Annotated in this window: 16 protein-coding genes; 9 read left to right on the forward strand and 7 right to left on the reverse strand. The window is 34.1% G+C overall.

The window, feature by feature from the left end; all coding sequences use genetic code 11:
• Positions 1-4: 4 nt before the first annotated feature.
• From B5X55_RS08190 to B5X55_RS08200, 3 genes are read right to left on the reverse strand one after another with little or no spacing between them, the layout of a single operon-like run.
• Positions 5-1,330 (reverse strand): 4Fe-4S dicluster domain-containing protein, encoded by a 1,326-nt coding sequence (locus B5X55_RS08190; protein WP_079512129.1) that lies wholly within the window; start codon positions 1,328-1,330, stop codon positions 5-7.
• 4 nt (positions 1,331-1,334) lie between these two features.
• Positions 1,335-2,300 (reverse strand): MlaD family protein, encoded by a 966-nt coding sequence (locus B5X55_RS08195; RefSeq protein WP_079512130.1) that lies wholly within the window; start codon positions 2,298-2,300, stop codon positions 1,335-1,337.
• Positions 2,301-2,347: 47 nt separating this feature from the next.
• Complete coding sequence (locus B5X55_RS08200; RefSeq protein ID WP_079512131.1) at positions 2,348-3,589, reverse strand: N-acetylmuramoyl-L-alanine amidase family protein; 1,242 nt, start codon at positions 3,587-3,589, stop codon at positions 2,348-2,350.
• Positions 3,590-3,732: 143 nt separating this feature from the next.
• Between B5X55_RS08200 and B5X55_RS08205 the strand changes: the two genes are divergently transcribed.
• Entirely contained in the window at positions 3,733-6,456 is a 2,724-nt protein-coding gene (locus tag B5X55_RS08205; RefSeq protein ID WP_079512132.1) for a putative LPS assembly protein LptD, read from the forward strand.
• An 18-nt stretch (positions 6,457-6,474) separates the two neighbouring features.
• A complete protein-coding gene (locus B5X55_RS08210) occupies positions 6,475-6,855 on the forward strand; it encodes a RidA family protein (RefSeq protein WP_079512133.1) in 381 nt (126 codons plus the stop codon).
• 3 nt (positions 6,856-6,858) lie between these two features.
• Here the strand turns inward: B5X55_RS08210 and B5X55_RS08215 are convergent, their stop codons facing one another.
• From B5X55_RS08215 to B5X55_RS08230, 4 genes are all read right to left on the reverse strand, one after another.
• Positions 6,859-7,710 (reverse strand): N-acetylglucosamine kinase, encoded by an 852-nt coding sequence (locus B5X55_RS08215; RefSeq protein WP_079512134.1) that lies wholly within the window; start codon positions 7,708-7,710, stop codon positions 6,859-6,861.
• 87 nt (positions 7,711-7,797) lie between these two features.
• The gene (gap, locus tag B5X55_RS08220; RefSeq protein WP_079512135.1) at positions 7,798-8,799 is read right to left on the reverse strand and encodes a type I glyceraldehyde-3-phosphate dehydrogenase; all 1,002 of its coding nucleotides are present in this window, start codon (positions 8,797-8,799) and stop codon (positions 7,798-7,800) included.
• Between the two features lie 24 nt (positions 8,800-8,823).
• Positions 8,824-9,810: a 6-phosphofructokinase gene (pfkA, locus tag B5X55_RS08225; RefSeq protein ID WP_079512136.1), complete on the reverse strand. Its 987-nt coding sequence runs from the start codon at positions 9,808-9,810 to the stop codon at positions 8,824-8,826.
• A gap of 162 nt (positions 9,811-9,972) precedes the next feature.
• Positions 9,973-14,418 (reverse strand): translocation/assembly module TamB domain-containing protein, encoded by a 4,446-nt coding sequence (locus B5X55_RS08230; RefSeq protein ID WP_234999693.1) that lies wholly within the window; start codon positions 14,416-14,418, stop codon positions 9,973-9,975.
• Positions 14,419-14,483: 65 nt separating this feature from the next.
• Here B5X55_RS08230 and tsaD point away from each other — a divergent pair, with 65 nt between their 5' ends.
• From tsaD to B5X55_RS08265, 7 genes are all read left to right on the forward strand, one after another.
• A complete protein-coding gene (gene tsaD / locus B5X55_RS08235; protein WP_079512137.1) occupies positions 14,484-15,512 on the forward strand; it encodes a tRNA (adenosine(37)-N6)-threonylcarbamoyltransferase complex transferase subunit TsaD in 1,029 nt (342 codons plus the stop codon).
• A gap of 16 nt (positions 15,513-15,528) precedes the next feature.
• Entirely contained in the window at positions 15,529-16,236 is a 708-nt protein-coding gene (locus tag B5X55_RS08240; protein ID WP_079512138.1) for a 16S rRNA (uracil(1498)-N(3))-methyltransferase, read from the forward strand.
• An 83-nt stretch (positions 16,237-16,319) separates the two neighbouring features.
• Positions 16,320-16,970, forward strand: coding sequence for a DUF4159 domain-containing protein (locus B5X55_RS08245; RefSeq protein ID WP_079512139.1), 651 nt, complete (start codon positions 16,320-16,322; stop codon positions 16,968-16,970).
• Between the two features lie 3 nt (positions 16,971-16,973).
• On the forward strand, positions 16,974-18,074 hold the full coding sequence (locus B5X55_RS08250) for an AI-2E family transporter (RefSeq protein WP_079512140.1): 1,101 nt from the start codon (positions 16,974-16,976) through the stop codon (positions 18,072-18,074).
• A 7-nt stretch (positions 18,075-18,081) separates the two neighbouring features.
• Positions 18,082-19,266, forward strand: coding sequence for a class I SAM-dependent methyltransferase (locus B5X55_RS08255; RefSeq protein ID WP_079512141.1), 1,185 nt, complete (start codon positions 18,082-18,084; stop codon positions 19,264-19,266).
• 408 nt (positions 19,267-19,674) lie between these two features.
• The gene (locus tag B5X55_RS08260; protein ID WP_079512142.1) at positions 19,675-22,986 is read left to right on the forward strand and encodes a SusC/RagA family TonB-linked outer membrane protein; all 3,312 of its coding nucleotides are present in this window, start codon (positions 19,675-19,677) and stop codon (positions 22,984-22,986) included.
• Between the two features lie 45 nt (positions 22,987-23,031).
• Positions 23,032-24,774, forward strand: a complete 1,743-nt coding sequence (locus B5X55_RS08265) for a RagB/SusD family nutrient uptake outer membrane protein (protein WP_079512143.1) — start codon at positions 23,032-23,034, stop codon at positions 24,772-24,774.
• The last annotated feature ends 33 nt before the right edge of the window (positions 24,775-24,807 follow it).

Genomic DNA, 24,807 nt, shown 5'->3' on the forward strand with positions numbered 1-24,807 from the left:
TCTTTTAAGATTCTTTACTCCAGTTTAAACGGTCCATTTGGTTAAATGGCCAAGGTGCTCCATTATTTTCAATATTACCCATCATGTTATTCAAATCTGTTGGAGCAGCAGATTGTTCCATAACTAAATATTGTCGCATATCCATAATTATGGAAAGAGGGTCAATACTAATAGGACAAGCTTCTACACAAGCATTACACGAAGTACAAGCCCATAATTCTTCTGGACTAATATAATCGTTCAATAATTGCTTGCCATCATCTTTAAACTCGCCATTATTCTCATCTATATTCTTACCCACTTCCTCAAGGCGGTCACGAGTATCCATCATTATCTTACGAGGAGACAATTTTTTACCTGTTTGATTTGCCGGACATTCACTGGTACATCTTCCACATTCGGTACAGGTGTAGGCATTTAATAATTGAACCCAACTTAAATCTTGTACGTCTGAAGCACCAAATTTATCTGGTACTGCAGCATCTTCTGCAGGCTCCGCATAAGGATCAGCATCTGGATCCATCATCATACGAACTTCATCGGTTACAGATTGCAAGTTCTTAAACTGCCCTTTCGGAGTTAGTTTACCATAATAAGTATTCGGAAATGCAAGTAGTATATGTAAGTGTTTAGAATAGTACAAATAGTTGAGGAAAAATAAAATTCCTGCAATATGTAACCACCAAGCAGTACGTTCAATTACTATTAAAGTTGATATCGATAAATTTTCGAATAACGGAGCTATAAAACTACTAATTGGAAACGAACCAGCTTTAGCATAATGTTCGGCTCCCATTTGTTGCAATTGATAATCTACTGCATTCATAGTAAGAAATAAAAACATCAATACCAATTCGATATACAGAATAAGATTACCATCATTTTTTGGCCAACCCGTCATTTCTGGTTTAAAGAATCTTTTTAAACGAATAACATTTCTTCTTATCCAAAAAACAACTACTGCAATAATCACTAATAATGCCAATACCTCAAACGATGCAATTAGAAAACTATATAACCCACCTAATACAGAAAACATTCTATGTGTACCAAAAATACCGTCTAAGATAATTTCAAGTACTTCGATATTAATTATAACAAAACCAACATAAACGATAATGTGAAGAAAACCTGCAATAGGGCGAACAACCATCTTAGATTGACCTAAAGCAATCTTGGCCATATTTTTCCATCGCTGTGACTTATTGTCATTTATAGAAGACTCCTTACCAAGGAAGATATTTCGTTTTAATTTTGAAATATTCTTAACAAAGAATCCGACACCAACTATGAGTAAGAGTACAAAAATAATATTAGGGAGATACTGCATAAATTTATTCTTCTATTTTATCAGCTGGATCTTCTTCTGGAACTGTATAATCCTTTTGTTTTTTGCCGAAGACAGAAACATTGACATAGCGTTTTGGGTTTAAACGAAAATCTTGTAAGAGAAGGTCTAATTCTCTGCTAGTACTATTCAAATTTGAGTATAGTTCCTTATCGTTCATCAGTAAACCTAGGGTACCATCGCCATTTTCAATTTTTTGGGTTATCTTATCTAAACTGGCCATGGTTGATTCTAAACTTGCCAAAGTACGCCCCAAACCTGCTGAATTCAATGAATCTGAAAGCTTAGCGAAATTTGAAGTAAGTACATCAAAATTCTTAAATGAATTATCTAATTTTTCCTTATTTCCTTCTAAGACAGAATTAAGTGAAGTGGCACTCTGGTTTAAACTTGATATTAAAACATTCAGTCCTCCTATCACTTCTTTCAATTCCTTTTTCGTCTTTGAATCTAAGACAGAATTTACGTTAACTAAAACAGAATCAGCGCCAGAAATTGCAGATTCGAACTTACGCACCAAAGGAGTTAATTTTTGTTGTGCTAAATCTGTAATACCTGGCCTTGTCTCAGTTTTTAAGGTATCACCAGATTGCGCAATACCAGTAGTATCAAAAACAGGTCTAATTTGCAATCCCTTACCTCCTATTATGCCTGTGTCGTAAAGTTCAACTAGACTAGTTTTAGAGAATTTAAAATCATTACCAACCGTAAAAGTCACTAATAAATTCCCTTTTTCATCCAAAAACTTTATATCATTAACTTTTCCAACACTAAACCCGTTAATTGACACGGATGTACCAGATTGGAGTCCGCCAACATTCGGATAAACGGCATAGAAAGTTTTGCTGTTGTCAAAAATAGGAGTGGATTTCAAATAGCTGAATCCCATGATAAACAAAAGAATACCTCCTATTACAATAATTCCTGTTTTTACTTCTCTAGATAGTTTCAAGCAATTATATTTTTAGTATACTCAAAATTAGGAATAATATTCACACTTTATGGAGTTAATTCAGAAACCTCATCCATTGCTTGTTTAATAGGAATTCTTTCTCCTAATTTATAAGCAACTATGTACGCTGACTTATATCCTTTTTCTTGTGCTAAGGTTTGCATCATTTTCGCTTCTCTATATGACCTGGTTTCCCCGTACATATAACGATATAAATTTTTATAAGGCTCTTGCGACAAATTTGAAAGACCATTAAAATTAGCAGAAGTTAGTTGTACATTTTTACTACTAGCCATTAACTGAATCTTAAATATAATTGATTCTGCAACCTCTTTAGAAGTAATAGCCTCCTTTGGATTAGCTACAACTACAGGCTTTTCTATAACATCTTTTACTTCTTCAGCTTTTGCGGGAACATCAGTCGGTTCTTGTTGTTTTATTACAGCAATTTCTTCTTTAATTGGTGGTGCTTTTGGTTTCTCAATAGATGTTTCTACTGTTTTTATGGTTGGCTGAACCCCCTCTTTATAATGCAATATTGCTTTTGCAATAGCATTTCCTATTTCGTTTTGACCTTTACCTGAATTCAAATAGGCACCTTCATCTTTATTGGTTAAGAAACCCGTTTCAACCAAAACACTAGGCATAAAGGTTTGATGCAACACAATAAAACCAGCCTGCTTCACTTGTCTATCCGTCCTCTTTAAAGAACTTGAAAAATTCTCCTGAATCATGGTAGCCAAAGCTACACTCTGATCTAAAAATTCTTCTTGCATTATCGTCAGTCCAATAACAGATTCCGGTGAATTAATATCATAATCAGCATATCTATTTTCGTAATTATCCTCTAAATAAATTACAGAGTTCTCTTTCTTGGCAATTTCAAAGTTTTGCTTATTGGCATGCAGTCCAAGTACAAAAGTTCCTGCACCATGTGCGTCTGAAGTATGAGAATCACAATGAACCGAAACAAATAAATCTGCATTTGCCTTATTCGCTACTTCGCCTCTTACATACAAATCGATGAAAGTATCATCTTTACGTGTGTAAATAACCTTAATATCTTTATTATTAGATAAAATTTCACCTACTTTCAAAACTATATTAAGTGCTATCTTTTTTTCTAGATAACCATTACCTAAGTTACCAGGATCATGGCCACCATGACCAGCATCTAATACAACAATAAAAGGGTCATCAGACTTTTTTTCTGTATCTAACCCTGTAAAAGATTGAAGCAAAAATGAGATTACTATAACTAGTGAAATGCAAAAGAATTTTATTTTCATAAGTACTAGGGATTATATAGCCCTGATAATGGTTAAATTTATTGTAACACCCTACATTAGGATTAAAAAATATATGTAAGTTTGACATCTGAAACAATGGCTCATTGGACTGCCAAACCTTTACAAAAATAGGATATATAGCCTTGCAATCAAACAAACAATACTTACTTTTCCTATTCGTAGTTTTTGCCGGTGCTTTTTATGCCTTCGGACAAGAAGGAAAAATCACTCCTCTAAACATTAAAGTAGAGAAAGATTCTATTACTGCCCCATTATTCCCCTCCACAAGCATTAGAGATTCTATTACGGCAGATTCGTTAGCTAATGATTCTATTAATAAAAAACCTCCTTTATTATTAGATAAAATAACCTATAAGGCGAAAGATTACGTTAAATTAAGTCAAAAGGAAAATAAAATATATCTCTACAACGAGGCAGAAATTTACTATCAGGATACTGAGTTAAAGGCGGGTATAATCATTATGGATTATATAAAAAACGAAGTTTACGCTGGCAGAATGAAAGATTCTTTAGGTAATTATTCTCAACTGCCCTATTTTAAACAAGGATCAAACATTGTTATACCAGATTCTATTCGTTTTAATTTTGATACACAGAAAGCTTTAATTTGGAATTCAAGAACCGAACAGCAGGCAGCCGCAGGGCAACTAGGTAGCGATGCCATGAAAGTATATGCCGAGATTACAAAAAAGGAAAATGATTCGGTATATTTTTTAAGTGAAGGTAAACTTACTACGTCTACAGACACTATAAATCCTGATTATTATATTAGGGTTCGAAAGGCCAAGTTTGTTCCTGGCAAAAAGGTCATTGCTGGTTTTAGCAATTTATACATAGCAGATGTGCCAACCCCTATAGCAATGCCTTTTGCTTATTTTCCTTTAGGAGTAGGCAGATCTGCAGGTATTTTAATGCCCTCTTTTGGTAATGACCCAAATACAGGGTATTTTTTGCAAGATATGGGGTATTATGTTCCATTAGGTGATTACGCCGATGTAACTCTTTCAGGGGATTTTTACACAAATGGAAGCTATGCTTTTAGATCAGCCTCTATCTACACCAAAAGATATAAATATAGAGGAAATGTTAATCTGAGGTATGAAAATCAAGTTCGAAGCCAAAAAGGCTTTAGTGATTATAGCTTATCAAAAAATTATAACATTCAATTCTCACATTCACAAGATCCAAAATCTAGCCCTAACTCTAGATTTTCGGCCTCGGTAAACTTAGGTAGTAGTGAATATTACAGAAATTCGTTACAGCAACGAAATTTACCTAATACTCAAAACAACACACTCTCATCGTCTATTTCATATTCTAAAACATTTCCTGAATATCCGTCAGTCAACATGAGTTTGACGGCGACACATTCACAATTAACATCACCAACTGCAACCGCCTCTGATGCGGATAATATTAACATGACCCTGCCTACTTTTCAGGCAAGCATGGAGCGTATTTATCCTTTTGCAAAAAGAGATGGTATAAAAAAAGGAATTATACAAAACATTAATTTTCAATATGATGTTAATGCACAAAACAGATTAACTACCAACGATGATGATTTTCTAACCTCTAGAATGTTCGATAATGCTAAAGTTGGCGCAAGGCATCGTATACCGTTAACCACAAACTTTAAAGTAGCTAAATTTTTTAGCGTAAGTGTTGGCGGCAACTATGAAGATGTTTGGACTTTAGAAACGTACAATCAAAGTTATGATGCGGAAACCAAGTCAATAGTGCGAGACACGGTAAGTGGTTTTGACCGTTATAATAAATATAATTTTAGCGCAAGCATTGGTACTACACTTTATGGAACTTTCGATTTAGGTGAAGACAAGAAAATACAAGCGATACGGCACACCATGCGCCCATCAATAAGTTATGGCTACGCACCTTCTTTTGACCAGTTTTATGATGAATATATTGATGGTGATGGCGATGTTGTTCAATTTAGCCGTTTTCAAGGAACCCTAAACGGTGCACCTTCATTAGGTAAATCTAATAGTTTAGGTTTTTCTTTAGCCAACACCCTTGAGGCAAAAGTTAGAGATAAGGATTCCACTAAAATAGAACCTAAAAAAGTTTCTTTATTAAGCAACTTCAATATCTCAACAGGGTATAATTTTGAATCTGATTCACTTCGTTTAAATCCTTTGACCGTAAATGGTGGTACAAATATTTTAAACAATAAAATGTCGATTAACTTTTCAGCAGGTCTAGATCCTTATGCCATTGACAATAATGGCAAAAGAATTGACACTTGGAATATTGACAATGGCGGCAGCCTTTTTAGGCTTACAAGAGCAAATGCCAACATTTCCTATTCAATTAGTAGTGAAATGTTTGGCAAAAAAGAAGATGATGAAACAGAAGAAGAGGAAGATCCTTTCGATTATGTAGCACAAAGTGGTGGTAGAGACGATGATCTCTTTGGTAGAGCTGATAATTTCAACGACAATCCTGTTCGCAAAGATGATAAGAACAGTGATGTTGAGAACCCAATATACGGTACCAAAATACCATGGAACTTAAGACTAGCTTATTCTGCCAGTTATGCAAATTCCGCAAGGCAGAGTGAGTTCAGTAGTCACTCTTTAATGTTTTCTGGTGATATAGAATTAGCTCCGAGATGGTCGGTAGGTGGTTCTTCTGGTTATGATTTTAAAAATCAAGGTTTCACTTTAACTCAATTACGTTTTCAACGAGATTTGAAGAGTTTTACCATGCGTTTTAACTGGACCCCATTCGGACAATACAAAAGATGGTACTTCTTTATCGGTATAGATTCATCTATCCTAAAAGATCTTAAGTGGGAAAATCGAAGTCAACCCATTAGAAATTAATAAAATTCAATTTACGATATGAAAAAGATAATTAATACTTCAAATGCCCCAGCGCCAATAGGCCCATACAATCAAGCTATCTTAAGCAATGGAACATTATACATATCTGGTCAAATACCATTGAATCCAAAGAACGGTGAATTAGTTTCTGGAGATATAAAAAAGGAAACTAAACAGTCTATGGAAAATTTAAAGGCCATCTTAACCGAAGCTGAAATGACCTTTGAAAATGTTGTAAAATCTTCTATATTTCTTAGCGACATGAAACAATTCACAAAAGTAAACGAAGTATATGCATCTTATTTTAATGCGGAAACTGCACCTGCAAGAGAAACCGTAGAAGTAGCAAATTTACCAAAATTTGTAAACGTTGAAATTTCTATGATCGCCGTTAAATAAAAATTACATATTTGCTTGATGAAATTCTACCAAACCTTCAATTGGTCTTTGTCTAATTACACCTACTATTAAGTCATTTCTTAATAATACAGAAGTTAGCTCATCTCTCAAATAATGGGCAATACTTCCTACAAAGTTAATTGGCACTTTAGTAGCCAATTCAAACTGCATTACGTAATTATTAATGAATTGCTGAAATCCTTTATCTATTACTCCTTTAGAATAAGGATGGTCCTTATTCTCTATTAAGAAACGAGCAAAAGTTGCAAGATAAGTATTAGGGTTAGGTTGCTTATACAGGTTTTCTTTAATTACATCAGCATCAAGGTCGTGCTGCTTAGCAAATTTATGAGCCAAGTCTGCAGGCATTTTATGAAAATAATAATCTCTAATAAGTTTACGCCCAAAGAAATTACCACTACCATCATCCATTGGTATATAACCCAATGATGTTACTTTTTGAAATAATTGATTACCATCATAGTAACTACAATTAGAACCTGTACCAAGAATACAAACAATACCTTGATGACCTACTTTCGTAGTAGCAAATATTGCCGCATAGGTATCTTCTTTTACATCAGCTTTAGCATTAGGAAAGAAATCTTTAAAAATAGCTTTTAAAAACATTTTCATTCGATCCGTTCCACAGCCAGCTCCATAAAAATATAAGTGAGTTACTTTTTCGCGATTCTTAGAAAGCTCAAAGTTATTAGCCAAGCGATCTTCGATAACATCTTTCGTTAAAACCTCTGGACTTAGACCCAAAGTTTGGGTTAAAAAAAGCTGCTCTCCCTTTTCATCTAGGGCAATCCAATCTGACTTGGTTGCGCCACTATCTACTATTAAAATCATATACAGATTGTATTTAAAAAATAATCCTGAAAATAAGGAAAAAATGCCTCATTTTCAGGAAATATCTTTATTATACTAAATTGTTAGTTATAGCGTGTTCACATGCTGCATTAGGTCTACCATTTTATTGGAGAAACCTGCTTCATTATCATACCAGCAAATTAATTTGAAGAACTTAGAATTCAATTCAATTCCTGCGCCCGCGTCAAATACACTTGTGTGAGTTTCACCAATGAAATCTTGAGAAACTACAGCTTCTTCTGTATATCCTAAAACACCCTTCAATTCTCCTTCAGAAGCATCTTTGAAAGCTTTTTTAATTTCTTCGTAAGAAGTTTCTTTTTCTAGACGAACAGTTAAATCAACAACAGAAACATCTGCAGTTGGAACTCTAAATGCCATACCTGTAAGTTTTCCTTTTAATGCAGGTATTACTTTAGTTACCGCAACAGCAGCGCCTGTAGATGCAGGTATAATATTTAACATAGCACTTCTACCACCTCTCCAGTCTTTTCTTGAAGGACCATCAACTGTCATTTGAGTAGCAGTCGTTGCGTGAACTGTTGTCATCAAAGCTTCTTCGATTCCAAATTTATCATTTAAAACCTTAGCCATTGGAGCTAAACAGTTTGTTGTACAAGATGCATTAGAAACGATAGTATCAGAAGCTTTCGCATCTTTATGATTCACTCCCATTACAAACATTGGAGCATCTTTAGACGGAGCTGAAATAACAACTTTTTTGGCACCACCATCAATATGATATTGAGCAGTTTCTAAAGTTGTGAATATACCAGTACATTCAGCCACAGTTGTAGCACCTACTTCATCCCACTTACAATTTTTAGGATCTCTTTCCGCAGTAATACGAACAGTTTTACCATTCACGATTAAATCACCATCCTTCACATCAATAGTACCATCAAAAGCACCATGAACTGAATCATATTTAAGAAGGTAAGCTAAATGCTCTACATCTAGTAAATCATTAATGGCAACCACATCAACATCACCACGTTTTACCGTTGTTCTAAAGACTAATCTACCTATTCTACCGAATCCGTTAATTCCTATTTTCAAATTTGACATTTTCTCTAATTTTAATATTTAATATTACGTAGTCATTATTTCTGAAACTCTTATGAGTTCCTTATCAATTTTTGTATGCCCTTTAATTGCTTTATTTATAGGCGTCAATGTCAACTTATTACATTGAATACCTACCATTAAGTTGGTTTTTCCTTCTAACAAAGCTTCCACCGCCTTTACCCCCATTCTACTAGCAAGAACCCTGTCATAACAAGATGGCGCACCACCTCTTTGCATATGACCTAAAACAGATACCCTAACATCATAGATAGGTAAATGTTCTTCAACATACTCCTTAAGTTCGAATACATTTTTACCAGATTTATCACCTTCTGCAACTATTACAATACTAGAAGATTTTCCAGACTCTTTACTTCTTTTCAAGGATTCTAACAATCTGTCAAGACCAAGATTTTCTTCCGGAATTAAAATTTCCTCTGCCCCAGCACCAACACCTGCATTTAATGCAATATGGCCAACATCTCTACCCATTACTTCAACAAAGAACAGTCTATTATGAGAGCTTGCCGTATCTCTAATCTTATCAATACAATCTACTACCGTATTAAGAGCGGTATCAAAACCTAAAGTAAAAGTAGTTCCGAAAATATCGTTATCAATTGTACCAGGTATACCCATTACAGGGAAGTTAAATTCCCTATTAAATATCATAGCACCTGTAAAGCTCCCATCACCACCGATAACAACAAATGCATCTATACCCGCTTTTATAAGCTCGTCATGTGCTTTCTTTCTACCTTCTGGTGTTCTAAAATCATCACATCTGGCAGACTTTAATATTGTCCCTCCTTTATTAATGATGTTATTTACACTACGGGCATCCATAGGTTTAAAATCCCCTTCTATCATACCTTGATACCCTCTGTAAATTGCAACGCAATCTACCTTCATGTAGGCACAGGTTCGAACAACTGATCTTATGGCTGCATTCATACCAGGAGAATCACCACCAGAAGTCAGTACTGCTATTTTTTTTATTTCTGAAGACATCGAAAAATTTAAGCCAACGAAAGTACTAAATCTTAATGCAATAAAGAAATAATGTGAGTCCACATTTTAAACAGAAATTAAAGAAAACGTTTTAGTTGTGACATTTTAGTACGATACTTCTTAAAATTCCACCTTTCTTAACAATAAGCACACATAACGTTATCAATTTATTGATTTTGGTTTATCATAAAATCGAATTAAACTATCATTTCCCATTACTGAAGAAGGAGTCTCTTTCAGCTTCTTGGGCTCTTCAATTTCCACCTTTTTAGTTAAGATTTTTCTAAAGAGTTCTTTAAAATTATTAAAATCAACCTCATAGGATAATCCAGCCCCTTGGGTTGAGCCTTGTTGATCAGATAAATATGCTTGAATTTCACTTTGTCTACTAAAAAATTTCGCGCTAAAGGTGCCTTCTTCATTTAATAAAACTTGTATTTCAAAATCACCCGCGACCAAAGTTTCACTAGAAGCACCTACTGGTACACCAACCTTACCGTTGAACAATATCTTATCTGATATTTGTGTTGAAACTGTAACCCCAATTCGGTCATCTGTTTCAATATCGGCAGACCTATCTAGTATACCTTGCTCATATGAAAGGCCAAGATTGAACTTATCATTGCCTCCACTTAAAATAGAATTTAAAATACCAGATGCGCTTTGAACCAAATTACCCGTTATCGCTTGTTGATTAATACCGCTCTGTGCGTTGACAAATGTACCTTGAGCTAATAAGAATATAGCATTTTTCTCTTCTACTGTTGGATCCTGAAGGGTATATTCTAATTCTGATTGCACAATTGAACTTGTTCCCGGAAAATCTATTCCAAAGTCAATATTTGGACTTTGTAGTTCTCCTGTTAAACGTATTATAACATCTGTTGGAATTCTTCTAGTAAAACGCGGATCATCTAACAATGGAGCTGGATTAGCATTAAGAGAATAGACCGCTTCCATATTTAACAAAGCCTCTAATGGTTTCTGGTCCCAATTTATGGTACCTCCAGGTTTAACCTTAAATTTTTTGTCGATTATTCCGCCGAATTTATAATGGTACTCACCAGTAACAACTACAAAATCGCCATACATTTCAAACTTACCATTCGTATTAATCTGTATCAAAATAATTCCGTCTCCCGTACCCTTTAAAGAACTACCAGTTTTGGTATCGGTTACAATTTCGACCTCTGCATCTGGGGTTACATCTAAGTTAAATTCCAATTCTAAACCTTGATAATCTTTTAATTGCCGTTGATCCTCTATAGTTCGCTTATCATTCTTATCAATAAAATTGATAAAAGAATAATCACCTACACTAGCTACATCGCTTAATGGAATTTTCAAGGAAGTACCTTTCGCAGTAGAACCATCTACTGTAATATTTAATGCAGTGGTAGGGCCATAAATGCGCCCAGTACCATTTAAATAACCCGTACCATAATACAACTCCCCTTCTTTAAACTCGGTATTCAATATTAAGAATGGTTGATCTTGAGTATCTACATTTAAATCTAAAATCCAGTTATCAAAAAAGCTATGTGAAATGGTACCATCAAGATTAGCTCTGGTACCCTTATGCACATCTTCTAATGCAATATTTTCAAAATCGAAAGTCTGATTAGAAAGCACTACTCTAGAACGTGGTGCAAAACTATAATCTACATTTAAATAAGGCACGGCAATACCTGCATTATCTAATGTCAAAAGTCCATTAAAACTTGGGTTATCCACATTACCAACAATACTTACCCGACCATCGATATCTCCTCGTATATTATCTATAACCCCTTCTCCCAAGGGGCTAAATGGCTCTAAACTAAAATTACTGAAATTGGCTATTAAATTAGCTTTGGGGATATCGCCTTTATTATTGATACTACCCAAAACGCTAAACTTTTCTAAACCATTATCAGAGAGTTGCGAATTAACTTGAAATTCAGTTAAATCTTTGTTACCTATAATACTAATTGCCAGATCCCCTAAAGGAATATCGTTTATACCGAAGTGTTCGATATTTAAGTTCGATGAGGGTAAATAAATACCATCTTTTTGCAAAACATTTAAAGTTCCATTTACCTCACCTTGCAATTTAAGGCTATCGATGACCGGAGTAATTTTATCTAATGAAACTATTTTAAACTGTAATTGAAGATCTTTATAGGTAGAATCTGCTAACTGACCTTTTAATCTAATTTGCTCTTTCTCATCATTATTCATCACTATTTCTTGAATAGTAATACTATCTAAAGCCCTATTCAATATTACTTTATTCTTAGAATCTCCATCTTTATTTAAAACCCATTTATTTCCCTTAAAGTTAACATCAGATGTTTTTAAACCTATGACAGATTTATTGTCTTTATTAAAGGTGTGGTAAAAATTGAGATTGTAAGAATCATTAAAATCACTTCCTCCTTTAAATTCAGATCTAAAGAACAAAGTATCTTTAAGAGTAGTGTTTATTAAATTAAAGTCCTTAAAATTATAATAAGGAGTATCTAACTCCCCAACAGAAACAAAGGTATTGAACAGCGGGTTTTTATTATCTATACGAACTTCTATATTATCAGCAGCAGTACCAAAAGCCTCAATACTAGGAGATTCAAAATTTAGTTTAAAATCACCTTCATCGGCAACTATATTTCCTTTTATAAACGTATTCGGATCAAATCGCACTTCAGGAAAAAATACCTCTACTATTTTATTATAAATTTTAAAATTGAAGGAAAGATTTTGACCATCCGAAATTTGAAACGGCCTATAGTTAGTATAAATACTTCCCAACGAATTTTGAACAAGCTTCCCTAATTCACGAACTTTAAAATTACCTTTCATAAAACCGGTAATAATATCTGGAGAATTGATATTTATAATACGTGCTTTCTCATCATCAAAAATAGAGGTAATCGCAAAATCTTCGAAATAATACGTATCATTTACATTTTGATAATTAGTTTGAGTGAACTTAATGTCCCCAACAATATTATCTAGGCTAGTCCCCGTAATATCCATGCTCAAGTTCCCTTTAAAAATGGAAACGCTGTCCTTAATAAAATTTAGTTTCTTTAAATCTGCAAAATCTACAGACGCAATAAAATTGAAATTATTTCTAGTCTCAGCAACATTAGCCAGACCCTTAAAGTTAAATTTTAAATTCTCGTCATTACTTATCAAAGACCCGTCGAATAATTGGTCTTTTATTATACCTGATACTCTTAAATCTTGATAATTATATTTATTAAATTCGATAGAATAAATCTGGCCTATAACTTCGGTATTCAATCTTTCTTTAACGAAACCTTTTCCTTCCACATTGAAATCTAACGTGGTTTTACCTAAACTTTTGTTTTCAGCAAAATCGCCTAAATCAAAATCGATTAAGGATATAAATCCCTTATAAGTGGCATTATCTATATTATTAAAATTACTTAATACGATATCAGCATAACTACTACCAATAGCCGTATTTAAGTTAACCTTTGCATCAATTGATGAGTTGGTAATTAATGCGTTGCCACGAATTGTAAATTGACCGAGCTTACTAAAAGTTGATGGTAATGAATTACCAATTAAATTAGGCAATAAAGCATTCAATTGATAATAACTACTAGTAACATTTTTCATTTCAGCATTTAAGCTGAATGGTTTTTGTTTGCTAAATAGATTTTTAAAATTGAAGTCTCCACGTATACCGGTATTATCAGAAAAAAGAAAAAGATTATTGGTATTTAAGTCATTTAAAACACCATTTATGTTAGCGCTGAAGGTTACCTCTTTACCTTTTCCAAACTCATTATATAATAGATTAATCTCATCAAAAGCTACCTTCGATTCTTTAAAATCGGCAATTACATTTACCTTATTCAAGAAATCTCGGAAATCTTCTCGATTATAATTAAAAACCAGATTACCATCTAATTCAGAAAGTGGCGTATTTATCCTAAGAGAATCGAAACGCATTTGCTGCTTCGTATACTTAAAATTAGTAGCTAACTTATTTACTTTTAAACCCCTATCGCTATATAGCGACATATCTCGAATATCAGCAATCACTTCTGGCCCAAGAATAAGAAAATTATCCGCACTAATATTAAGGCTGTCAAAATTCAGAATAGTAGGTTTTTCTAAATTCTCATCAATATATTTAAATCTACTTTTTTTTATATCAACTTGAGAGGACGATAATTTGAAGGGTGGAGTACCTAGTTCCCTAGGTTTACCATCATCAAGTTTATCTACAAAGACTTCAAGGTTCGTATTTTCTTCACCATAATATGTCTTCAATTTCAAATTCAATTTGTCTACAGAAATGTCACCAAACTCCAAATTACCTTGAGCCAAATTACCTATGCTTAGAATAGATGTTTTGAGTTCATTTATATAGAAAAGCGTATCTTTTTTATAATCTTCGATAAAGACACCCTCTAGTGCGGTATCCCAAGAAATCAATGAAAGTTTTAAACGATTAATATTAATATGAGTGCCATATTGCTGATTAATTGTTTTTGTAGCATACTGTGCCAATAAAGTTTGAACTACTGGCAATGAAAAAATTAGGGTGCCTAAAACACATATCAGTAAAAGCACCAATACTATTCTAACCAATATTTTCCTAAGTTTTTTGATAGGGCTATATGTTTTACCTTTGTTATTCAAATTTTATTCCAAATATGCTGGAACACGAAACAATTTATATTCTTGCAATAGAATCTTCTTGTGATGATACTTCTGCGGCAGTTTTAATGAACGATAAAGTACTTAGTAATGTTGTTGCAACCCAAGCAATTCATAAGGAATACGGAGGGGTTGTACCTGAACTAGCATCAAGGGCACATCAACAAAATATTGTTCCCGTAGTCGATCAAGCAATAGCCAAAGCAAATATCGATAAAAAACAATTATCAGCCATAGCATTTACAAGAGGACCTGGCTTAATGGGATCTCTTCTTGTAGGCACCTCATTTGCTAAGTCTTTGTCGTTAGGCTTGCAAATACCTTTGATAGAGGTAAATCATATGAAAGCTCATATTTTGGCACACTTTATTGATGATGATAGTATGAAGACGCCTAAATTTCCTTTTTTAGCTTTAACCATAAGTGGTGGACATACTCAAATCGTACTAGTCAATGATTTTTTTGACATGAAAATCATAGGCCAAACACTAGATGATGCTGTTGGTGAAGCCTTTGATAAAAGTGCTAAAATTTTAGGCTTACCCTACCCCGGCGGACCTTTAATTGACAAATATGCTGGAACCGGAAATCCGCATAAATTCGAATTCCCTATTCCAAAAGTGAAAGAGCTTGATTTTAGTTTCAGCGGATTAAAAACCAGTATCTTATATTTCATTCAGAAACAAACTAAAGAAGACCCAGATTTTATTGAAAATAATCTTGAAGATATCTGCGCATCAATTCAACATACCATCATAACCATTTTAATGAAAAAACTTAAAAAAGCGGTTAAACAAACAGGTATTAAAGAGATAGCTATAGGTGGTGGAGTTTCTGCAAACTCTGGAATTAGAAAGGCTTTAGTGGATGCTCAAACCAAATACGGTTGGAAAACCTATGTGCCTAAGTTTGAATATTGCACCGATAATGCAGCCATGATTGGCATAGTTGGGTATTACAAATATAAAAATGAAGTTTTTGCTAAGCAAGATGTGACCGCAAAAGCGAGATATTTAATTTCTTGATTTAATCGAAAATTGTATGCAACTATTTTATAATTCTGATGTAAAAGCTACAGATACTCTTTTTACTTTCGACACCAATGAAAGCAGACATATCATTAAAGTGCTAAGAAAAAAAATCGGTGATGAATTATGGATTACAAATGGCGAAGGTCACTTATTTCAAGCTAAAATTTTAGATGATTCTATTAAGAAATGTGAAGTTGAGCTCATATCTTCAAAAAAAACACATCCTAAATCACATTGGCTTCATATGGTGGTAGCGCCTACAAAAATGAACGATCGTTTCGAATGGTTTGTTGAGAAGGCTACAGAAATAGGTGTTGATGAAATCACCCCAATAATCTGTGATCGGTCTGAACGTAAAATTCTTAAGTTAGAACGCATACAAAGGGTTATAGAATCTGCCATGAAGCAATCACTTCAAACTTATTTACCCAAATTAAATGAGCCAATAAGTTTATCAGACTTTTTAGAAAAACCTATTACCGGTTTACAGTTTATAGCCCATTGCGAAGACAATGAACGTCATGAACTAAAGCGAAGAGTTGTTGCCGACCAAGATGTAACCATTTTAATTGGTCCTGAAGGTGATTTCACCCCTACTGAAATTAAAAGTGCAATATCAAAAGGGTATACACCAGTTGCCATGGGCAAAACTAGGCTGAGAACAGAAACTGCAGCCATTGTAGCATGTACCATTGTTGCCTCCATAAATAATGGATAATTAAAATATCTATTGATGACTCTTCAACATATTCATAATAATACTCCGATAATTTTTCATCTACTAATTTCGTAGATTTGATTATGAAAAATTTTATCCGCCTACTCTTCTTTTGTATTTTAGTTTCAAGCTTTTCATTAAAGGCACAAGAAGTTGCAATTTTAAAATATCAAGGCGGTGGTGATTGGTATGCAAACCCTACTGCCTTACCCAATTTAATTAAATTTTGCAATAACAATATTGGCACTACTTTGAGCAGTAAACCTGAAACTGTAGAGGTTGGCAGTTCTTCTATTTTTCAGTATCCATTTATACATATGACAGGCCATGGCAATGTGGTGTTTTCTGAAGAAGATATAGAGAATTTAAGAAACTATCTTTTAGCTGGTGGGTTTCTGCATATTGATGATAATTATGGCATGAAACCTTATATCACTAGAGAAATAAAAAGACTTTTCCCAGATTCTAATCTAGAAGAACTTGGAGCAGATCATCCTATATTTTCAAATAGCTACCGATTTGCACAAGGGTTACCTAAAATACATGAGCATGATGGTCAACGCCCGCAAGCTTTCGCGATTACTTTTAATAACAGAATTGTATTGCTATTTACTTCAGAGTCAGATTTAGGAGATGGATGGGAAGACCCCACCGTACATAACGATTCTGCCGAAATACGAGAAAAAGCTCTAAAAATGGGCGCTAACATTATAACCTATGTATTTAAAAGTTAATTAATGACTTCAAAAACTATATCAAAAGGCATTCTTAGAGCCATAGGGTTCATAGTTGGTGTTGCCCTATTGCTTTATTTTCTATACATCATACGTTCAGTATTGGCATATTTAGCCATCGCTGCAGTTGTCGCCTTAATAGGAAGACCATTAGTTAAGTTCTTAAGGTTGAAACTTAAATTCCCAAATATTCTTGCTGTTGTTGCTACAATGTTAATTATGGTTGGGGTTTTAGCCGGCATAGTTGCATTATTCATTCCACTGTTATCAGAACAAAGTAAAAACCTTTCTCTTCTTGATATTGATGAATTACAAAAGAGTCTTAATGCATTATACCATCAAATTACTAATTTCATAGGCCTTTCATCTCATATCGTTGAAGATGTAATTGAGGATGTAGGCTTAGAGAAAAATATTCTTCAAGGCTTAGACATTGGGTTCATTCCTGACTTTTTAAACTCTTTTTTAACAGTTTTAAGCTCTGCTAGCATAGGTTTATTTTCAGTTCTATTCATTTCTTTTTTCTTTCTAAAGGACAGAAGGCTTTTTGAACATGGCCTTTTAATATTTATTCCCCAAACTAAAAAACAGCGTACAACAAATTCAATAGAAAAAATAAATAATTTGTTATCTAGATACTTCGTTGGTTTACTGCTTCAAATATTCATTCTCTTCGTCATTTACACCATTGTTCTTTTAATAGTTGGTATTGAGAATGCCGTAGTTATAGCATTTCTTTGTGCGCTATTTAACATCATACCTTACATAGGACCAATTATAGGTGGTGTAATGATGCTGACATTAACCATGACTAGTAACTTAGGTTTTGATTTCAGCGAAATAATACTTCCTAAAACGGGTTATGTTTTCTTAGGATTAGTATTCGGGCAATTGGTCGATAATTTCTTTTCACAGCCTTTGATATTTTCGAATAGTGTAAAATCACATCCTTTGGAAATTTTCTTGATAATCATTATCGCTGGTTTACTTTTCGGTGTTGTAGGTATGATTGTCGCAGTACCTGGTTACACTGCCATAAAGGTTATTTTGAAAGAGTTTCTATCAGAGAATCAAATCGTTAAATCATTGACCCATAACCTCTAAAATTTTCGTGAATCTTTTTATTTTATCTAATGAAGTACAACAGTTTATCAATGATAATCTAGCTTCAGATATTCATAAGATTCTTTTGAAGAAATCACCTTTTGCCGAAGTAACGTCTAAAGAGCTTGTAGAACAAATAGAATCAAAATCAAAGGCGAAACAAAAGCTACCAACCTGGTTTGAAACAAAAAATATCTTCTACCCCAATAAACTTAATCTTTCACAAACATCATCAGAAATATCAGCGCATTATAAATCTAATCTAGTAAAAGGTAAAACCCTAATTGATATTACTGCTGGTCTTGGAATTGATTCTTATGCTTTCAGCAAAAACATAAATAGAGTATTTCATGTTGAAAAAAACGAAGAATTATCTGCTATTGCACAACATAATTTCATTCAGTTAGGGGCAACGAACATTGAGTGTATATCTACAGACGGAATATCTTTTCTAAAGAATAATCCACAATCTTTTGATTGGATATACCTAGACCCCTCAAGAAGAGATAAAAACAATAAGAAAGTATATTATTTATCTGACTGTGAACCTGACGTAACCGAACATTTAGATTTCTTATTCACTAAATCAAACAACATTTTAATTAAAACAGGTCCATTGCTTGATTTAAACAACGGTTTAAAACAATTAAGAAACGTTAAAGAAATACATATTATAGCTATAGGTAACGAAGTAAAAGAAGTACTATGGCTTTTAGATAAAAATTACAGCGAAGAACCGCAAATAAAAACAATAAATTTTAAAAATGAAACTGAACAGATTTTTCAATTTCATTTAAATCAAGAACGGTCTGTAATTTCAACTTATTCTAGACCATTGGCATTTTTATACGAGCCAAATGCAGCTATATTAAAATCTGGAGCATTTGAATACATAGGTAAGCATTACAATCTTAATAAGTTACATTCTAATTCGCACTTATATACATCAGGCAAATTAATTTCATTTCCAGGTCGTGTATTTAAAATTTTAAATATTCTTGACTACTCTAAAAAATCCTTAAAAAAAATAAATACTTCTAAGGCTAATATTACTACAAGAAATTTTCCTGATTCCGTCGAAAAAATCAGAAAAAAACTTCGATTAAAAGATGGAGGCAATTCTTACCTGTTTTTCACTACAGATAAAGATCAAAAACTTATTGTGATTAATTGCACCCAAATTTTCAAATAATCGAGTGAGATTTTCATCATTTATTGACATAAATATATGATATATTATAAATAAATCCTCGATCCACGCTACCACTACAACGATATAGAAAGCCATTTTATCGTGTTATTTTACTACAATTTAAACTTAAGATGTTAAAATTATTAACATTGGAATTTGCTAATTCAAAGAGGTCTAAATTATTGATACATCAACCATTACGGCTGTTTGAAGAGAATTTTTTAAATACAAATGCACTAAATAGAATTAAAGGTCTCGTAAAATATCGCATTTGAATTATCACTATTTGCGTTTTAATTACTATTATTATGCCGGATTTTGATTTTTTTAACATTTAACAGCTTCGTAAAATAATTTTAAAAGTCAAAAAACACACTAATTAATTTAAACTAACAAACAACAACGATTATGAGTCAAAAACGTGATTACAAGTCGATCAAATCCAAAAAAAGGTCTTCCTTTTTTAAATCAGGGATTTTATCGATGCTTGTTTGCTTAGGAGCCCAACTGGCCCAAGCAAATGAAATGACTGACACTTCCAATGAAGTAAAGGTTAAAACTGTACAATCAACGGTTACCGGTACTGTAACAGATGATTTAGGAACACCATTACCAGGAACAAATGTGATAGAAAAGGGTACAACTAATGGTACTCAAACAGATTTTGATGGTAACTATACATTAAATGTAAACCCAGGTGCTACATTAGTATTTAGTTATTTAGGTTTTCAAAGAAAAGAAGTTGCTGTTAATGGTCAATCGGTAGTGAACACTTCATTAGCAGAAGATGCTGCTGCTTTAGACGAGGTAGTAGTAACAGGTTACCAAGTACAAACTAAACGTGAAACTACAGCTGCGGTTTCTATAGTAGCTGCCGAAGATTTGGCTGCTGTACCTTCTGGTAACATTGAACAACAATTACAAGGTAGGGTAGCTGGTGTAACTGTTCTTACAAACGGTCAACCAGGAACTACAAGTCAAATTAGAGTACGTGGTTTCAACTCTTTTGGAAACAATGCACCTTTATATGTTGTAGATGGTGTACCAACAAGAAATGTTGATTTTATAAACCCAGACGATATTGAGACAGCGGTAGTACTTAAAGATGCAGCTGCTGCTTCTATTTATGGTGCAAGAGCTGCTAACGGGGTTATTGTTTACGTTACAAAACAAGGTTCTAGGGCCAAAAGAAAAACGTCAATGACTTTGAATGTTAATAGTGGTGTTGTAGATCCAAATGTTGCTGGTTCGCCAGATCAACTTAACCCATTAGACATGGCAAGGTATACTCATATTGGGTATGAGAATAATGCAGCTGCCAATGGTACTGCAGTTCAATATACACACCCTCAATATGGTTCTAACGCCAATCCAACTATACCAGACTATTTGCATGCAAATGGTCAAAATGGTGTTAGTGCTGGTGATGTAGACTTAGCTGCCGTTAGAGCTGCTTATGAAGCTGACCCTGGGAATACTTTCCTAATACGACCTAATTTAGCCGGAACAAATTGGTATAAAGAAATTACTAGAATTGCACCACAAAGCAGAGTTTCTTTAGGTTTTGATGGGGGTACGGAGAATGGCCGCTTTTATATGGGCGTTTCTGCACAAAATCAAGATGGTATCGTACTTGGTCAAGAATTTTCAAGATATGCTGCACGTTTCAACTCTGAATGGGATGTTACGCCGTGGTTATCTATCGGTGAAAACTTCCAAGTAACCTATAGGTCTGCTCTTGGTATTGCCGGTGGTAATGGTGGTGTAGAAGCAGCTGATGATGAATCTGAAGTTTTATCTGCTTTTAGAATGCCTACTATTATTCCTGTTTATGATGAATTTGGTAGTTATGCAAGTACTAAAGCAGCAGGGTTCAACAACCCAAGAAACCCAGTTAGAAGATTAAAACTGAACAATGGGGATGATAAATCTTATAACATTGGTGGTTTCGGTAACATGTATGCGTTGGTAAAGCCATTTGAAGGGATGACATTACGTTCTAGCCTTGGTGGTAGTTACGGGAATTATTACTATGTAGATTATAACTACAAATATTTAGGTGATTCTGAGCCTGAGGCAAGTAACTCTTTTAGTGAAGGTAGCGGTTACGCTTTTTCATGGACATTTACCAATACCTTTAGTTATGAAAAATTATTCGGTGAACATAAAATAACAGCATTTGGTGGTATAGAAGCATTGAATACTGGAAGAGGAAGAAATATTTCTGGTAATGGTATCAATCCATTTTCAACCGATTTAGATTTCCAGAGTTTATCAGTAGTACAAAGTCCTAATGTAAACAGTAATCAATTCAAGGGATCTACGTACTTCTCAACCTTTGGTAAATTAGATTATAATTTTAATGAAAAGTATTATATAACTGGTGTACTTCGTCGTGACGGATCTTCTCGTTTTGGTGAAAACAAGAGATATGGTACATTCCCTGCTATTTCAGCCGCTTGGAGAGTTATAGATGAGCCGTTCATGCAAAACCAAGAAATTTTCTCTGATTTCAAGATTAGAGGTGGTTGGGGTGAAATGGGTAGTGATTCTAACGTATCACCAAACAACCAATATTCTTTATTTGCTTCTGATCGTGGAAATACTTTTTATCCTATAGATGGACAAAACAGTGGTGCAAATGAAGGCTTTGCAGCTAGTAGAATTGGTAACCCTAATGCACAATGGGAAACTTCTGAAACTACAAACATTGGTTTTGACTTATCTATGTTCAATAATAAACTAGAATTTATTCTTGATTGGTGGAAGAAGGATACTAGAGATCTTTTATACCAAGTACCATTACCTGGTGTTGCAGGTAACTATGCTTCTGCTCCGTCAGTGAACATTGGTGGAATGAGTAATCAAGGTGTCGATTTTCAAATAATAGGAAGAGGTAATATTACTGAAGACTTATCTTTTGAAGTAAATAGCACAAGTTCTTTCCTTAAAAATGAAATTACTGCCTTAGCACCAGGTATTGATGCCTTTGGAGACAACATTGCCTTTAGAGGTATTGCACCAATTCGCAACTCGGTAGGAGAATCTATTTCTACCTTCTTTGGCTATAATGTTTTAGGATATTTTAATAGCCTAGATGAAGTTGCTAACTCACCTGCACAAGATGGTAAAGGATTAGGCCGTTTCAGATACGAGGATGTTAATGGTGATGGAGCAATTACACCAGATGACAGAACTGTTATTGGTAGTGCTGTGCCAGATTTTACAGGTGGTTTAGATTTAATATTGCGTTATAAAAACTTAGAATTTCAAACCTTTTGGTATGGTTCAGTAGGTAACGAAATATTCAACCAATCTAAATGGTTTAGAGATTTCTTTGGAACTTTTGAAGGATCCGCAAAAGGAACATCAGCTTTTAATTCTTGGACTCCAGAATTAGGTAATAATGCTGGTTCACCAATTTGGGAAAGTGCTTCTAATTTAAGTACTAGTGGCGCATCTAACTCATGGTATGTAGAAGATGGTAGTTACTTAAGATTAGTACAATTACGTATAGGATATAACTTTGACACCAACTTGGTTGAAAGTATGGGACTTCGTAAATTTAAAGTAGGGTTATCAGCGAATAATATTTGGACACTTACCGATTATAGTGGTCTTGATCCTCAAGTAGCTGGTCCTGATACTAACTTCGGTGTCGATGTTGGTAACTTCCCTGTTACGCCTAGTTATGCAATCACCTTAGAAATAGGTATATAATAAAAAGATAATATAATAATTAGTAACTTTAAGAAAAAGTAAACTATGAAAACATTTAAATTTAAAAAAACATCGTTATTACTAGGCGCGTTGCTTCTCGCATCGATGTCTTGTAGTGAAGAATTTTTGCAAGTAGCCCCTACGGACTCGCTTGCAGATGCTCAAGTAAGTACCAAAGCAGGTATTGACGGTTTATTAATAGGTTCTTATGCTGCCCTAAATGGGGTGTTCGGGAATCGTTTTGAAGGCCCTAACCACTGGGTTACCGGTTCAATATTAGGTGGCGAAGCGAATAAAGGTACCGATGCTGGGGATTATTCTACCATCAATCCAATTCAACGTTACGAGACCGATCCTACCAATGGTGATATAAACAATCTTTGGAGAGGAAGATATGAAGGGGTTAGTAGGGTCAACAAAGTGTTATCAGCAATAGCTAACTCAACTGAATTGTCAGCAGCAGACGCTGCAAGACTTTCAGGTGAAGCTAGAATGTTGAGAGGTCATTTTTATTTTGACCTTAAAAAGCATTTTAACAACATTGTAGTTTTTGATGAAACTGTAGCGGCTGAAGATTTGGCAACACTACCTAACAACGGAGACGCTTGGGCAATGATTGAAGGTGATCTTCAATACGCATATGACAATTTACCAGGAGTAAATGGTGCAGGCCGTGTAAACAAATGGGCAGCAGCTGCTCTAATGGGAAAAGCCAAGTTATACCAACAAAAATTTGGTGAAGCTAAGACTTGGTTTGATGATGTTATTGCAAATGGTGTAACTTCTAATGGAATTAAATTCGCTCTATTAGATGATTATGCGCAAATATATAATGCAGAAAATGACAATAATGCAGAGGTTGTATTTGATGTAGAATCTGCTAATAATACAGGTAGTACACAAAATGCTAATTATTATGATGATTTAAACTACCCTTACAATACAGGTCCTGATGGTCCTGGTAACTGTTGTGGTTTCTTTCAACCTAGTTTCGAAATGGCTAATTCTTATAGAACTGGTACTGATGGACTACCCTTATTAGATAAGTCATATAATAGTGCAGCAAATGCGGTTAAAAATGATTATGGTTTAGAAGCAGACGAGCCGTTTGTTGAAGATGCAGACCCATTAGACCCAAGAATTGACCATGCAATTGGTAGAAGAGGTATTCCTTATTTAGATTGGATTGAACACCCAGGTAAAGCATGGATTCGTAGCCAACCTTATGCTGGTCCATATTCTCCAAAGAAATACATCTATTACAGAAGTCAAGAAAACAGCTTTACTGATGGTAGTTCTTGGACACGTGGTTATGCAACTATGAACTATACTATTATTCGTTTCGCAGATGTGTTATTAATGGCTGCAGAAGCTGAAATAGAAGCACCAAGTGGTTCTTTGGCTACAGCTTTAGATTATGTGAACCAAGTAAGAAGAAGAGCTGCAAACTCTGAATATTGGGTTAAAGAATATGGTTCTACTGATAACGCTGCAAATTATGTAATTTCTGAATATACTTCATTTCCGAATGCCGATTTCGCTAGAACAGCTGTCCGTTTTGAAAGGAAGTTAGAACTTTCAGGAGAAGGACATCGCTTTTTCGATTTAGTAAGATGGGGAGTTGCTTCTGCAGAATTGACTGACTATTTAAATTACGAGTCTACTCTTTTAGTTACTAAATTTGGAGGTGCATCCTTTAAGACTGGTAAAACTGAATATTTACCAATTCCACAATCTCAGATAGATATAACTGGTTCTGATGTATTAACTCAAAACCCTGGTTATTAAATATTTATAACTTACGTGATTTTATCATAAAGG

Source organism: Maribacter arcticus, assembly GCF_900167935.1.
Classification (GTDB): Bacteria; Bacteroidota; Bacteroidia; order Flavobacteriales; family Flavobacteriaceae; genus Maribacter; species Maribacter arcticus.